14 protein-coding genes are annotated in these 14,341 nt (G+C 69.9%); all 14 read right to left on the bottom strand.

All coding sequences use genetic code 11. The annotated features are described in order from the left end of the window. Positions 1–9: 9 nt before the first annotated feature. The 14 genes from ACIQID_RS11780 to ACIQID_RS11715 all read right to left on the bottom strand — a co-directional run bounded on the left by ACIQID_RS11780 (position 10) and on the right by ACIQID_RS11715 (position 14,337). Positions 10–993 (bottom strand): LacI family DNA-binding transcriptional regulator, encoded by a 984-nt coding sequence (locus ACIQID_RS11780; protein WP_312674704.1) that lies wholly within the window; start codon positions 991–993, stop codon positions 10–12. A gap of 30 nt (positions 994–1,023) precedes the next feature. Further along, entirely contained in the window at positions 1,024–1,935 is a 912-nt protein-coding gene (locus tag ACIQID_RS11775; RefSeq protein WP_400285064.1) for a dihydrodipicolinate synthase family protein, read from the bottom strand. Next, positions 1,929–2,756: an SDR family oxidoreductase gene (locus ACIQID_RS11770; RefSeq protein WP_312674702.1), complete on the bottom strand. Its 828-nt coding sequence runs from the start codon at positions 2,754–2,756 to the stop codon at positions 1,929–1,931. Before ACIQID_RS11770 ends, ACIQID_RS11775 begins: the two co-directional genes overlap by 7 nt. Positions 2,757–2,770: 14 nt before the next feature. Further along, on the bottom strand, positions 2,771–3,856 hold the full coding sequence (locus ACIQID_RS11765; RefSeq protein WP_136052890.1) for a mandelate racemase/muconate lactonizing enzyme family protein: 1,086 nt from the start codon (positions 3,854–3,856) through the stop codon (positions 2,771–2,773). A 40-nt stretch (positions 3,857–3,896) separates the two neighbouring features. After that, a complete protein-coding gene (locus ACIQID_RS11760) occupies positions 3,897–4,751 on the bottom strand; it encodes a carbohydrate ABC transporter permease (protein ID WP_312674701.1) in 855 nt (284 codons plus the stop codon). Then, the gene (locus tag ACIQID_RS11755; protein WP_312674700.1) at positions 4,748–5,701 is read right to left on the bottom strand and encodes a sugar ABC transporter permease; all 954 of its coding nucleotides are present in this window, start codon (positions 5,699–5,701) and stop codon (positions 4,748–4,750) included. The genes ACIQID_RS11760 and ACIQID_RS11755 overlap by 4 nt, the downstream gene beginning before the upstream one ends. A gap of 8 nt (positions 5,702–5,709) precedes the next feature. Further along, positions 5,710–6,957: a sugar ABC transporter substrate-binding protein gene (locus tag ACIQID_RS11750; RefSeq protein ID WP_312674698.1), complete on the bottom strand. Its 1,248-nt coding sequence runs from the start codon at positions 6,955–6,957 to the stop codon at positions 5,710–5,712. Between the two features lie 83 nt (positions 6,958–7,040). Beyond that, positions 7,041–7,757, bottom strand: a complete 717-nt coding sequence (locus ACIQID_RS11745) for an FCD domain-containing protein (RefSeq protein ID WP_312674696.1) — start codon at positions 7,755–7,757, stop codon at positions 7,041–7,043. A 181-nt stretch (positions 7,758–7,938) separates the two neighbouring features. Beyond that, a complete protein-coding gene (locus ACIQID_RS11740; protein WP_312674695.1) occupies positions 7,939–8,808 on the bottom strand; it encodes a dihydrodipicolinate synthase family protein in 870 nt (289 codons plus the stop codon). Continuing rightward, positions 8,805–10,475 carry a tripartite tricarboxylate transporter permease gene (locus ACIQID_RS11735; protein WP_312674694.1) on the bottom strand — a complete coding sequence of 557 codons (1,671 nt, stop codon included), beginning with the start codon at positions 10,473–10,475 and terminating at the stop codon, positions 8,805–8,807. Before ACIQID_RS11735 ends, ACIQID_RS11740 begins: the two co-directional genes overlap by 4 nt. Then, positions 10,472–11,011 carry a tripartite tricarboxylate transporter TctB family protein gene (locus ACIQID_RS11730; RefSeq protein WP_312674693.1) on the bottom strand — a complete coding sequence of 180 codons (540 nt, stop codon included), beginning with the start codon at positions 11,009–11,011 and terminating at the stop codon, positions 10,472–10,474. The genes ACIQID_RS11735 and ACIQID_RS11730 overlap by 4 nt, the downstream gene beginning before the upstream one ends. A gap of 59 nt (positions 11,012–11,070) precedes the next feature. Continuing rightward, complete coding sequence (locus ACIQID_RS11725; protein WP_231729519.1) at positions 11,071–12,030, bottom strand: tripartite tricarboxylate transporter substrate binding protein; 960 nt, start codon at positions 12,028–12,030, stop codon at positions 11,071–11,073. Positions 12,031–12,123: 93 nt separating this feature from the next. Then, positions 12,124–12,909, bottom strand: a complete 786-nt coding sequence (locus ACIQID_RS11720; protein ID WP_312674691.1) for a class I SAM-dependent methyltransferase — start codon at positions 12,907–12,909, stop codon at positions 12,124–12,126. A 63-nt stretch (positions 12,910–12,972) separates the two neighbouring features. Next, positions 12,973–14,337 (bottom strand): extracellular solute-binding protein, encoded by a 1,365-nt coding sequence (locus ACIQID_RS11715; RefSeq protein ID WP_144881801.1) that lies wholly within the window; start codon positions 14,335–14,337, stop codon positions 12,973–12,975. Between the last annotated feature and the right edge of the window lie 4 nt (positions 14,338–14,341).

Below are 14,341 nucleotides of genomic sequence, written 5' to 3'. Positions count from 1 at the left end.
ACGCTGCGTTCAGGCGCGTGCGGTCGCGCGCTGCACCTCGCCGGAGAGGACGACCGTCCGAGCCGGCTGCACGTCTCCCTTGATCCGTTCGAGCAGCATCCGCGCCGCCGTCACACCCATGTGCCGCGCCGGCAACCGCACGACGGTCACAGCGGAGGGAGACAGCGTCGTGAAGGGCAGCGATCCGATCACCGCGACACCGAGTTCCGGAGGTGTGAGGCCGCGCTCCGTGAGGACCTGGATCGCGCCGACCCCGATGAGGTTGTTCCCGGCGACGACCGCGTCCGGCGGCTCCGGCAGTGCCAGAAGCTCCTCCATGGCCGCGCGCCCGCCGTCGACGCGGAATGTGGCGAAGCGCTGCAGCGAGGAGAGCTCGTGATGGGGATCCATCGCCGCGAGCGCTTCCCGCCAGCCTTCCGCCCGCTCGGCCGCGGTGTCGATGTGCGCGGGGCCGCCGATGTACGCGATGCGGCGATACCCGGCGTCGAGCAGACTCCGCGTCGCTGCGGCTCCCGCCTCCCGGTTGGCCATCACCACGCCGTCGATGTCGGTGACCGTGCGACGGTCCACGGCGACCACGGGCCGCCCCGTCGCCCGCACCGGCGCGAGATCCGAGTGCTCATCCGCCGTCGCGATGATGACCCCCGACATGTTCTCGGCGATCGCGATCCGGAGGTACGTCGCCTCCTTCTCGACCTGGGCGTCGGAGTTGCACAGCACGACGGAGTACCCCGCCTCGGACGCGGCGTCCTCCACACCGCGCGCCATCTCGGTGAAGTACGGGTTCTCGATGTCCGGGATCACCAGGGCGATGACCTCGGAGCTCTGGGTCCGCAGGGTGCGCGCGGTCCGGTTCGGGGTGAAACGCAGTTCCTCGGCCGCCGCCCGCACGGCCGCCGCCTTCTCCGCCGACACGCTCGTGCCGTTGAAGACGCGCGAGACCGTGGCCGGCGAGACGCCGGCCCGCTGCGCGACGTCGTAGATGGTGGCCATGGGCACCCACTGTAACCGGTTTCAGCCCTCTTAGACCTCCGCGAGGAACCCGTCGAGTGTCGCGCCGAGCGCATCCAGTCGGCCCCGCGCCTCGGCCGAGAGCGGCCGGAACGGACGGCGGCAGTCGCCCAGCGTTCCCGCACCTCCCGCGTTGCGACCGGAGAGGTACTTCGCCGCGGGGAAGACGTCGATCGCCACGAGCTCGGCGATGACATGGTTGATCCTGCTCTGCACCCGCTGGGCTCCGGCCAGGTCGCCGGAGTCGAGGAGGCGACGCGCCGCCTGGAAGAGCTCGGCCTGCAGCCCGACGGTCGTGCCGATGGTCCCGCGGGCCCCGGCGGCGAGCGCCGGCACGAACACCTCGTCGAAGCCGTTGATGTAGGCCTTGTCGGGGAAGGCCGCCTTCATGCGCTCGAGGGCGTACATGTTGTGCGCTGTCTGCTTGAGACCGATCACCCGATCGTCGCCCAGGAGCTCTCCGGCCGTCTCGAGCGTGAACTCGGTGCCCGTGAACTGCGGGATGTTGTAGACGATGAGCGGGAGATCCACGGCGTCCAGCACCGCGCGGTAGTGGTCGACGACGGCCTCGATGCCGAAGGAGTAGTAGATCGGCGGGATCATCGAGAGGGCGGATGCGCCGGCGCGCTGCGCCCGCCGCCCGAGCTCGATCGCCTCCCTCGTCGACAGCGCCCCGACGTGGGCGACGACGGGGATCCGCCCGCCCGCGGCGCGCACGGCGGTCTCCACCACTGCGGTCCGTTCATCCGCGGAGAGGAGGAGCCCCTCCCCCGACGACCCGCAGCAGTAGATCCCCTCGACGCCGCGGGAGACATAATCCTCCACGAGCGTCGAGAGCAGTCCGGTGTCCACGGCCCCGTCCGTGTCGTAGGGGGTGGCGATCGCGGCCATCAGCACGCCGAGGTCCGCCGCCGTGGTCACCATGCGGTCCATCCCCCGTCCACGACGAGGTTCGCTCCGGTCATGTAGCGCGAGGCATCGGAGAGCAGGAAGACCGCGGCCCCGTTGAAGTCGGTCGCCTCCGCCATCCGCCCGATCGGGATGCGCGCCGTGTAGTTCTGCCGGAAGGTCGCGTCCTGCGTGTCTCGGCCGACGCCGGACGGGGTGAGGGTGTTGACCCGGATCCCCTGCCGCCCCCAGTACGTCGCGCAGTAGCGGGTGAGGTTGTACAGCCCCGACTTCGCTGCCGAGTACGCCACCGGCTTCACGAACGGCACCCCGGTCTGCTCCTCCTTGTACGCGTAGATGTCCTGCACCGGCGACACCATCCCGTAGATCGAGCCGACGTTGATGATCGAGCCCGGCTTCCCGGCGGCGCGCATCCGGGCACCGGCCGCCTGCGTCACGAGGAAGGTGCCGACGAGGTTCACGTCGACCACCTCCCGGAACACGTCGAGCGGGAAGTCCTCGAAGGGGCCGGAGACCTCGGGCGGCGCGCTCGGCTGGGTGTCCAGACCGGCGTTGTTGATCACGCCGTCCGGCGCCGCACCCCACGCATCGACGATCGCATCGAGGCCCGCCTCGACACTGGCTTTCGAGACGATGTCCACGGAGACGCCGAGGAGGCGCGGGCTGTCGACGATCTCGGGGAACGTCTCCTGCAGGCGCGCGGCGTCGACGGTGCGCGATGCCACGGCCACCCGGGCGCCGCGTCCGTGGAGTTCGCGGACGAAGGCCGATCCGATCTGGCCGAGGCCGCCGGTGACCAGGATGATGCGGTCGGTGAGGTCGAAGATGTCCGTCATGTCGTTCGTCTCCCTCAGCTCACCGCGTGCCGCGCGAGGTTCTCGCGGTCGTACTCCAGGCCGTTCCCCGGCGCTCCGGTCGGGACGAAGAACCCGTTCTGCGGCCGCTGCGGCACGATGACGCCGAGGTCGCTGAGCGTGCCGCCGTCCGTCATCTCGCCGAACAGGGCGTTGGGCACCGCGCAGAGCACGTTGGCCGTGAGCTCCATCACGAAGTGCGGCGTCATCGGGGCGTTGTACGCCCGGCCGAGGGCGGCGATGTCCATGTAGGGCGTGATGCCGCCCACGCGTCCGACGTCGGCCTGGATGAAGTCGCACGCGTCGGCGAGGAGGTACTGGTTGAACTGCTGGAGCGTGTAGACGTTCTCCCCCAGCCCGATCGGGATCGGCGACCGGGCCCGGAGGCGAGCGTGGGAGGCGACGTCGTCCACGCGCAGCGGCTCCTCGACCCAGTACAGGTTGAGGTCGCGGAACCGGGTGACCGCCCGGACCGCCTCCCCGTACGTCCATCCCTGGTTCGCATCGACCATGAGGGGATACTCGCCGACCGCCTCGCGGATCTTGGTGAGCCGGTAGACGTCCTCTTCGAGGTCCGGCTTGCCGACCTTGACCTTCCCGGCGGCGTACCCGTCGGCCTTCCATTCCTTGACCTGCTCGACGACCTCCTCGGCGGACAGGTTGAGGTTGATGCCGCTGCCGTACAGCGCGACCCGGTCGCGGACCTGCCCGAGGAGCTTCGCGAGCGGCTGCTCGAAGTGCAGCCCCAGCAGGTCCCACAGCGCCACGTCGATCGCAGCGAGGGCGAGGGTGGTGGTCCCGCCGGGGCCGTTGTCGCGCAGGTGCTGCCAGGAGTGCTGCCAGACGGCCCGCGGATTGACCTCGCGGCCGATGAGCGTGGGGATGAGCTCGCGCAACGCCGCCATCATCATCTGGCCGCCGACACCGGACGTGTGGCTGAACCCGGTGCCGACCAGCCCGGTGTCGGTGGTGATGTCGGCGAGGATGATCTCGATGTGGGTCACCCGATGGATCTGGTCCCCCCACGGCCCCTTGGGGAGGGGGATGCGGGAGAGCTGGAGGTCGATCGATTCGATTTTCATGCGTGGTCCTTCCGGGACGACGAGGAGGGGACGGGGAGCTTCAGCCCTTGACGGCGCCGGCGGCGAGACCGGCGACGAGGCGCTTCTGCACGAGGAGGAAGCCGACGACGACGGGGAGCACCGAGAGCACGCCTCCTGCGGTGAGGAGGTCCCACCGGATCTGGTACTCGCCGATGAACAGGTGCAGGCCGACCGGCAGCGTGCGCGTCGCCGTCTGCGAGGTGAACGTGAGGGCGTAGAGGAACTCGTTCCAGGTGAGGATGAACGCGTAGGTTCCCGCCGCGACCATGCCCGGCCGCAGCAGGGGCAGCAGCAGGATGCGGATGATCTGCCAGGAGGAGGCCCCGTCGATCTGGCCCGCCTCCTCGATCTCGCGCGGGATCGAGTCCGCGAAGCCCTTGAGCAGCCAGGTGGCGAAGGGCGTGGCGAACGCGGCGTGCACGAGTGCGAGGCCGAGCGTCGTGTCCATCAGCCCCATGCCGCGGAGCTGCCCCTGCAGAGAGATCACGAGCAGCACGGCGGGGAACATCTGCGCGAGCAGCAGCCCGATCATGACGGCCCCGCGTCCGCGGAAGTCGAACCGCGACATCGCGATCGCGGCGCCGGTGGAGACGACGAGGGTCACCGGGACGGCGATCGCGGCGACGGTGAGGCTGTTCCGCAGATAGGTCAGGAACGGCGTCGTCGACAGCAGCTCGGCGTAGGAGGCGGTCGTGAACTCCGACGGGATGAGGTTCGCTCCGGCGCCGGCGAGCTGATCCCGGGGCGTGAGCGACGTCAGCAGCATGACGATGTACGGCCCGAGCACCATCGCGAGCACGCCGAGGAGGGCGATCGCGAAGCCGGTCCGTCCCGCGAGGCGGCCGAAGCGGACGGGGGCGGTCGTCGTACTCATCGCGTGGTGTCCTTCCGGGTGAGGCGCACGTAGAGCGCGATGAAGACGGCGAGGAAAAGGGCCTGGATGACGGCGTACGCCGCGCCGGCGCCGAAGTCGCTGGCCTTGTAGGTCGTCAGATACGACTCGAGCGCTAGGGTCGTCGAGGACGTGCCGGGCCCGCCGCCGGTGAGGATGAAGATGAGGTCGACGTAGTTCGACGTCCAGATCAGGCGCAGCAGCGTGGTGATGAGGATGGTCGGGAGGATGGCGGGCAGCACGACGTGCCGGAACACCCCGACCGGCCCGCATCCGTCGATCTGCGCGGACTCCTTGAGCTCGCCGGACACGCTCTGCAGCGCCGCGAGGATCATGATGGCGAAGAGCGGGATGCCCTGCCAGACGTCGATCATCACGAGCGTCGGCAGCGCGGTGCTGTTCTGCGAGAGGAACTCGATCGGAGCGTCGATGATCCCCGCGTTCAGCAGCCACTGGTTGAGGACGCCGTTGTTGGGATCGAGGATCCACTTCCACATCAGCGCGACCAGGACGCTCGGGGTCGCCCACGGGATCATGATGAGCCCGCGATACACGCCCCGCAGGGGGAAGCGGTTGTTCAGCATGAGCGCGAGCGACAACCCGCCGATCAACTGGAGCGCGACGGCGCCGAAGGTCCAGAACGCCGTGCGGCCCAGCGTGGGGAGGAACTCCGCGGTGCCGATGACGCTGGCGAAGTTCTGGAACCCGACGAACTCGAGCACGCCGGTGAAGACGCTCACGTCGTTGAACGAGAACCAGATCGAGCGGACGAGCGGATACCCGGCGAAGACCGCGACCAGCGCGATCGCCGGCGCGAGCAGGACGAGCGGGGCCACCGACCCGCGGCGAGCGCGTCGCCGGGGCCGGGCCACCGGCCGGCGCGGGGCCGGCCGGCCGGTGACGACCGCTTCCGTGAGGGTGGAGCTTGCCATGTCGGTCCTCAGCGCAGCACGTCGGACATCTTCGTCAGCACGTCCTGGCTGCTGATCTCACCCTGGAACGCCTGCTGGATGAGCGGGTTCCACTCCTTGGCGGCGAGCTCCGCCACTCCCTCCAGCGCCGGCCAGGTCTTGGCGGTGGGGATCGCGTCGACCGCGACAGCGAGCTGCGGGTCGGACGAGTACGCCTCGGTGTCGATGACCGACTCGAGCACGGGCAGCTGGCCCTGCGGCGAGGCGGAGATCTTCTCCATCTGCGCCTCCTCGCTCAGCCAGGAGATCCACTCCCAGGCGGCGTCCTTCTTGTCGGAGCCCTCGAGGATGACGTTGCCGCTCATGCTGCCGAGCGTCGCGCCCGGCTTCCCTTCCTCCGTGGGGATCGGGACGACGCCGAGCTTGTCGCCGAAGACGCCCTGCAGCTCCTTCAGGGATCCCGGGTGGTGGATCATCATGCCGGTGAGACCCTCGACGAAGTTCGTCTTGACGTCGGCGAAGGCGGCCGTGATCGATCCGGGGGGCGCCGCCTGCAGGTCGGTGACGATGCGGAGGTAGTCCTCGTTCACCGCGACGCCCTTCGCGTCGTCCAGGACGACCTCGCCGGAGTCGTCGACGACCGACGCGCCGCCGGCGTACATCCACGCGAGCCACTGGTCCTGACCGCCCGCACCGCCGCGGACGTCGATGCCGTAGCGGCCGTCGCCGGTGAGGGCGGCCGCCGCGTCGAGGAGGTCCTGCTGCGTGCGCGGCGCCTCGAGCCCGAGCTCCTCGAAGTAGTCCACGCGGTAGTAGAGATAGAGCGTCGTGTACTGGTGGGGCAGCATGTAGACGGCGTCCTCGCCGGGGAGCTGTCCGGTCGCCCAGAGCGAGTCGACGACGTCGTCCGAGGCGTCCCAGTCGTCGACGTACGGGGTGAGGTCCGCGATGGCGCCCTGCGGCGCGAACTGCCCGAGCCACCAGTCCTTGCTGCGGGCGGCGTCCGGACCGGTGCCGTTCATGGCGGAGGACACGAGCTGGTTCTGGTACTGGTCGAGGGGGATCGTCTCCAGCACGACCTCCACCTCGTCCTGCGCGTCGTTGAACTCGTCCGCGAGCTCCGTCCAGGTGGGGTCGGTCGCGTCGTCCTGCCAGAGCCAGTAGGTGATCTCGACGGGACCGTCGCCCTCGCCCGTCGAGGCGCCTCCGGCACAGCCGGCGGTGAGGGCGACCACGCCGAGGACGGCCAGTCCGGGGAGGAATCGGGTGGATCTCATGATGCGTACTCCTTCGTCGATCAGATGAGGGTTGTGCGAAATCGATTTCAAGACGGTCCGGCAGAACGTGCCGGGCGGGGGGATCAGACCGGCAGCGCGGCCGTGGTGCCGAAGTCGATGTCCGGGTAGCGGTTGCGGACGCCGTAGAAGTGGGCGTCCAGCTCATGGACCGCTCGGCGGGTGTCCCCCGCCTCGATCGCATCGATGATGCGGCCGTGCATGGCGGCGATGGCCGGATCCTCCTCGACGGGCTCTTCCCGACGCGCGGCCGCGAAGACCACCCAGAAGGACTGGAGGAACTGGTCCACGAACGCATTGCCCATCGGCGCGAGCAGCCCGCGGTGGAACTGCTGGTCGAGTTCGGCGAAGCTCTCGTTGCGCAGGGCGCGCTCCACCATCTCCTCCGAGAGCAGGCGCAGACGGGCCAGGTCGCTCGGCTGCAGGCGCGGGATCACCATCGGCAGCAGCGAGGTCTCCAGCGCGTGTCGGACTTCCAGGAGCTCGCGGGTGGCGGCCTCCGGGTCGTCGACGAAGCCGATCCAGCGGGTGGCGAGATCGGCGGCACGGAACCCGCGCCACACGCGGCGGGCGCCCTGCCGAGACGCCACGATGCCGAACGCTTCGAGCACGCTGAGGGCTTCCCGGATGCGCTGGCGACCGACCGCGAGCACGGCACCGAGCTCGGCCTCGGTGGGCAGCGGGTCGCCGATCTCCAGGCCGGAACGCTGCAGGTGCTGAGCCAGACGTCGGGCGAGCGCGTCCGACAAGTCGGACCCGGTGACCTCGATCTTGTCTGACATGTTCCGTTCGCTCCTTCGCGATGTCGGCGGAATTCCCGGTTCTGAGCCTAGACAGTCGTCTCGCTTGTCGTCAAGCACTCTTCTCAGAACGCCAACTTGTCCGACAAGTAAATGCGAGCATATGCGAAAATGCCGCGACCCGAAGGTCGCGGCATTCCGTCCTGGCCGTGCCCGAGGCCGGTCAGCGGTGCGCGGTCACCACCTGTGCGACCGCGGCGCGCTCATCGGCGGAGGGTTCGGCGATCGCCATGCGGCAGTGCGTGTCCACGACGTCGAGCACGCGGTACGCCTCCTTCATCCGCGCCATGTCGCCGCCGATGAGCGCGACGACGTCGTCCACGGCTGCCTGCGCCGCGGCGATGGCATCGGCATCTCCGGAGCGTCCGGCGTCGGCGAGTGCGCGGAACGGCTTCGGCGTCACGGAGGAGACGCCCGAGACGACGCCCTGCGCGCCCGCTTCGACGGCCGCGATGAGGTCACGGTCGGCGCCGGTGTACAGCTCGAAGTCGGCGGGCACGGCCGCACGATACGCCGCGATGTCGTCGAGCGAGAGCTCGCTCACCTTGGCCCCGACCACGTTCGGAAGGGCGGCGATGCGCACGAGCAGCTCCGGCGAGACGGGGTTCCCGCTGCGCGCGGGGTAGATGTAGACGTAGAGGCGCCCCTCCCCCACGGCCGCCGAGACGGCGCGGTAGTACTCGAGGATCGCGTCGTCCGTGGCACGCAGGTAGTAGGGCGTGAGGGCCGCGAACTCCGTGGCCCCCAGCTCCTTCGCGATGCCCACCAGGCGCACGGCCTCGAACGTGCTCGGCTGCCCGACGTGCACGATGACGCGCATCCGGTCGGCCAGCTCCTCCAGCGCCGCTCCCACGAGTCCCCGGAACTCGTCCGCGTCCACGGCGGGGAACTCGCCCGTGGTGCCGAGGACGAAGGCGCCCTCGTTCCCCGAGTCGGCCACGAACCGGAAGATCGCGCGCGACCCGTCGAGGTCGAGGGTCCCGTCGCGGTGGAACGCGGTCGGGACGGCGGTCAGGATGTCGTAGCGGGTCACTTCTCGGTCTCCTCGGGGGTCGTGCTCTTGCGGTTCTTGCGGTCGGCGCGTCCCCGGCGCGCACCGGCGTCGACGTTGCGGACGGTGGAGGTGAGCAGGTCGGGCTGCGCCGCGAGCTCGTCGTGCGCCTTCTCGATCTGCACGATGCTGTCGGTGTGGAGGATCGAGCCCTCCAACGAGGCCCGCTCGGCGCGGGGCGTGCGGGCGGCGCGGATCGCAGGCATGACGATCGACAGCACCGCGAGCGCGAGCAGGACGAGGGCGATCGGGCTGACGACCTCGAAGAACGGCCGCGTCGGCAGGATCGCCAGCGTGCGGGCGAGGTTCTCCTCGGCGAGCGGACCGAGCAGGAGACCGAGCACCACGGGCCCGGCCGGAACCTGCATGCGCTTGAGCAGCACGCCGACCACACCGAAGACGAGCATCGTGACGACCGTCGACAGGCTGTTCGAGGTGGCGTACGTGCCGATGATGCAGAAGATGAGGATGCCGCTCCACAGGTACGGCTGCGGCACGTCGAGCAGCTTGACCATGCCCTTCATCCGCACGAGGCTCAGCGCGAGCGACAGGAGGGTCGCGACGAGCATGATCCCGACGATCGAGACGACGAGGTCGGGGCGGTTGGTGAACAGCGTGGGCCCGGGGGTGATGCCCCAGATGATCATCGAGCCGATCATGACCGCCATCACGGAGTCGCCGGGGATGCCGAGCGCCATCGTCGTGGTCAGCGAGCCGCCGAGCGTCGCGCTGGAGGCGGTGTCGGACGCGGCGACGCCCTCGATCGACCCCTTGCCGAACATCTCCGGGCGCTTCGACGCCTTGCGCGCCCGCTCCCAGCCGATGAGCCCCGCGATGTCGCCGCCGGCCGCCGGGATGAGGCCGACGCCGAGGCCCACCGCCCCGCCGACCGCGGTGGCCCGTCCGCTCTGCTTGAGCTCGGCGCGGTTCGGCCACCACCGGCCGAGGCTCGAGATCGGTCGGACGTGCGACTTCCGGTACGTGAGGAGCTGATCGAACAGCTCGGCGATGCCGAAGAGCCCGATGATGACGGCGATGAAGTTCACGCCCTCGACGAGTTCCAGCACACCGAACGTGAAGCGCTGGTCGGCGGTGGCCGCATAGGTGCCGACGCTGCCGAGCATGAGTCCGAAGAGACCGGCCAGGATGCCCTTGAGCATCGACTTGGACGAGATGCCGATCATGATCGCGATGCCGAAGACGACGAGCGCGAACAGCTCGGGCGACTTGAAGTAGTCCCGGGCGAAGCTGGCGATCGGCACGGCGGCGACCGCGAAGAGCACGAGCGAGGCGAGGATGCCGACGGCGGAGACGATGGCCGAGATGGTCAGCGCGAGCCCGGCCCTGCCCTGCTTCGCCATCGGATAGCCGTCGAGGGTGGTGGCGATGGAGGCGGGAGTCCCCGGGGTGTTGATGAGGATGGACGGCACCCGGTCGCCGAAGTTCGCCGCGACGTAGATCGTCAGCAGCACCGCGAGGCCCTGCACCGGTTCGAGGGTCATGGTGAAGCCGGCGGCGAGCGCGACCGCCATGGTCGCGGTGATGCCGGGGAAGGCGCCGACCATGAAGCCGAGGACGAGGCCGACCGCCATGTACAGCAGGATCGAGATGTCGAGGAGCGAGTTCAGCCCCTCCAGGAGCGCGTTCACAGGGGGATCCTCAGGAGCATGCCGAAGACGACGTAGACGAATGCCGTGACGGCGGCGGAGTAGATGACGAGGCTCAGCCAGCGGCGGTGGCCGTACAGGAGCATCAGTGCGGCCATGAGCAGGGCGCAGGCGATCGGGAAGACCTCGATCCGGTAGCCGAAGAGGATGACCGAGCCGAGGGACCAGAGCGCGATGAAGCCGCCGGCGATCGCGATCGTCGCGATCACCCGGAGGACGCCGCCCGGCTGGATGCGCTCGAGATCCTCACGCGTGGGTGCCGGTCGGGTGATCGCCACGGCGAGCAGGGCGATCGCGATCACGACGCCGGTCACGCCGATGACGAGCGGCCAGAACCGGGCGTCGATCTGTCCGGGGGCGGCCTCGCGGCGCAGCGGGATCTGCGTGGCGAGGAAGAGGTAGCCGGCGGTGATCGCGAGGGCGGCGGCGGCGAACGCGATCTCGAGGGGTCGCGAGGCGGTCGCCCCCTCGTAGCCGCCCGGTGCGGCCGGCTCGGCCGCGGTGTCGGGGCTGGTCATGGTGCTCCTTCGTCGGAGGACGCGGTGGGGTCGGCGCGTGCCGACCCCACCGGAGGTGTTCAGCCCAGGAGGTCCTGGAACAGGGCGAACTGGTCGTCGACGAACCCGGTCCACTCCGCGGAGTCGCGGTAGACCACGAGGTTGCCGGCGTCCGCCTGGAACTTCTGGTAGCTCTCGGACTCCACGGCCTCCTTGACGGCGGCCTCGAGGGCGTCGTGCACGTCGTCGGGCAGGCCGGCCGGGGCGTAGATGCCGCCCCAACCGCCGAAGACGACCTCTTCGCCTATGGCCTCCTCGACCGTCTCGACATCCTCCGCGTCCGGGTGACGCTCGTCGTTCATGACCGCGAGGATGCGGACGGCCTCGCCCTGCGCGAGGGCCTCGCCGAGTCCGGAGACGGCGGCGACGGTCTCCCCGGACGCGGCCGCCGCGACCGCCGTGGCGCCACCGTCGTAGGGGACGGGGGTGAAGTCGGCGTCCGTGGCCTTGCCGAGGCCGAGGGTGGCGGCCTCCCAGATCGAGCCGGCGCCGGAGTTCGCGACCGTGACCGCGCCGGACTTCGCCTGGGTCACGAGGTCGTCGAGGGTCTCGATGCCGCTGTTGGCACCCACCGTGATGACGCCGGGGGCGAGCATGATCTGGCCGAGCAGGTCGAAGTCGTCGGGCAGCACGTCGGCGCTCTGGGTCGTGTTGAGCATCGCGATCTCGACGGGTGCGAAGCCGATGACGTAGCCGTCCGGGTCCTGCGAGCCGACGTACTCCATCGCGAGCGCTCCCGCGGCACCGGGCATGTTCTCCGGGATCACGCTGACGCCGAGGATCTTCTCGAGCTCGGTGGCGAGCGCGCGGGAGGACAGGTCGGATCCGCCGCCGGGATTGGCCTGGATGATCAGCCGGATGTCGTCCTCGGGATAGGTCGAGGCGGCCCCCTCGCTCTCGTCGACCTTCGTGCAGGCCGACAGCACCAGAGCGGTGGCGGCGAGGGCGGCGAAGGCAGCGGCCGCCCGAGTGATGCGCATGCGGGGCATCTTTGCTCCTCTACGTGGGTCGACCGTGTTGTCGACACCGCGAGGCTATCAGTGTTGACTGTTAACAGTCAACACTGTGGAGCGTCACTGTACCCGGCACACGGCCAGGAGGTGGGGGCTGAGCTCCCGGATTCCGGGCACGGTGCTCCCGGCTCGCGCCAGCAGCAGAGCCGCCTGCGTGAGCGACGTCTCCTCCACGGGCATCCCCTCCAGCAACATCCCGCCGGGCCCTTCGACGCCATGGACCTCCAGAACGTCGAGTCCGGCGGCGACGGCCTCCTCGGCGAGCGACTCCGCCGTATGGAAATGCCCCGCCGGGAAGCGACCCCGCGAGGAGGGAGTCCCGCGTTCCAGCAGTGCGCCGTGTTCGTCGTCGAGGTGGAGGTCGGTCACGCCGAGCGCGAGCTGACCGAATCCGACAAACCGCGAGAGGCCCGCCGCGAACACCCAGCCGCCGGATCGCACCACCCGTGCGGCCTCGCCGAGCGCCTGGAGACGGTCCGCGCGATCGGCCAGGTGGTACAGCGGACCGAGGAGAAGGGCCGCGTCGTAGCTGTCCTCGGCGAACGGCAAGGAGCGCGCGTCACCCACATGAGCGTCCACGCCCCGCTGCGCCGCACTGTGGACGTGCCCGCGCACCGGGTCGACGAGGGTGACCTGATGCCCGCGGTCCAGGAGCGAGCGCGCATGGACGCCCGCCCCGCCTCCGACATCGATCACGCGACCCTCGGTGAGGTGCCCGGCGATCAGCTCCTGGATGCGCTGGTGCTCCAGCGGCCCCTGCGCCGACCGGGTCGTCAACCGCGCCGATTCGTCGAACTGCCCCTCGTAGTAGTCGCGGATCCGCTCGTCGAGCTCACGCTGGTCCATGGGCGGCCTCCCTCTGATCGGTAGGCCTCCATCATCCACGACCGCCGAAGCGCCTGACCGGGGCTAGCCGGCCGTCGCGTTCTCGTACGCCCGCATCGCGGCCTCCTGCGCCTCCTTCAGCGCGTCCTCCGGCGACTTGTCCCCGAGCAGCGCGGCCGTGATGGCGTTGTTGAGCTCGTTCTGGATCTCCTGGCCCGCCGGCGAGGAGCCGAACGACTGTCCGTAGTCCACCACGTCGTAGTAGGTGGAGATGACCTGGTCGAAGCCGGCGTTGCCGCTGTCGGTGACGAAGGTCTCGCGGATGGACTGGTCGGCGGACGGCGACCCGGTGAACAGCCCGGTGTTGATCCCGCCGTCGGTCTTCAGGGTCTCGGCACGCGCCTCGCCCGCCGCATTCCACGCGTCGTCGGAGGTGAGGTTCACCATCCACGCGCACGCCGCCGCGGGGTTCTCCGCGCCGGCCGGGATCACGAACGCGGTGCCGGAGGCGACTGAGAACGGCTCCCCGTCGGCGTTCCGGAACGGCACGGCCTCCAGGTCGATCTGGTCGGCGTAGGGGCTGAGCACGTTGGGATACCACTGCGCATTCACCTGCGCGCCCACCTGCTGGGCGACGAACTGGTTCTGGTCGCCGAAGGCGTCGAACGAGTCAGTGAAGCTCTTGACGGCTGCGAAGCCGCCCTGCGCGTCGGTGATCTGCTTGAGCATCTCGATGCCGGCCACGTTGCTGGGGTCGTCCAGGGTGGGCGCCCCCTTCTCATCGTTGAGCTGGCCGCCCATGCCGAGGATCCACAGCCCGGCCTGGCCCGTCGCGACCGGGTCGAACCCGAGCCGCGTGGGCACGCCGCCGGACTCCTGGTACATCTTCTCGATCGCGCCGAGCAGCACGTCGGGCTTGGAGGTGTCGATCTCGTCCGCCGTCACCCCCGCCTCGTCGAGCACGGCCTTGTTCAGCAGGATCGCCGGCGGCTGGTAGAACTGCGGCACCGCCCACACGGCATCGTCGTAGGTGACGTCGTCGACGACGAAGGGGTACCAGTGGTCCCGCGGCGAGACGTCCTGGGCGGCGAAGCACTCGTCGAGCGGCATGATGAGGTCCTGCGCGGCATACGTGGTCACGTACCGGCGGTCCATCTGCACGACGTCGGGCACGTCGCCGCTCGCGATCCGCGTGGTGAACTTCTGCGCGTCGAAGGCCGTCGCGTCGAGGTCGACCTCGACGTCCTTCAGCTGCTCCGCGGCGTAGTCCATGCGCGAGGTACCGACGTCGTCGGCGTTCTCGAAGCCCCACGCCTTCAGCGTGCCGCTCGGCTCGGCCCCGAAGTCGGCGTCGGCTGCCTGGTCGTCTCCCCCTCCCCCGCCGCACCCGGCGAGGACGAGGACGGATGCCGCGGCGACCGCGGTGATTCCCAGCATGCGTGTGCGCATGACT

Source organism: Microbacterium sp. NPDC091676 (assembly GCF_044756645.1).
GTDB lineage: Bacteria > Actinomycetota > Actinomycetes > Actinomycetales > Microbacteriaceae > Microbacterium > Microbacterium paraoxydans_D.
The sequence above is the reverse complement of the archived record's forward strand: the minus strand, read 5'-3'. Positions and strand labels throughout refer to the sequence as shown.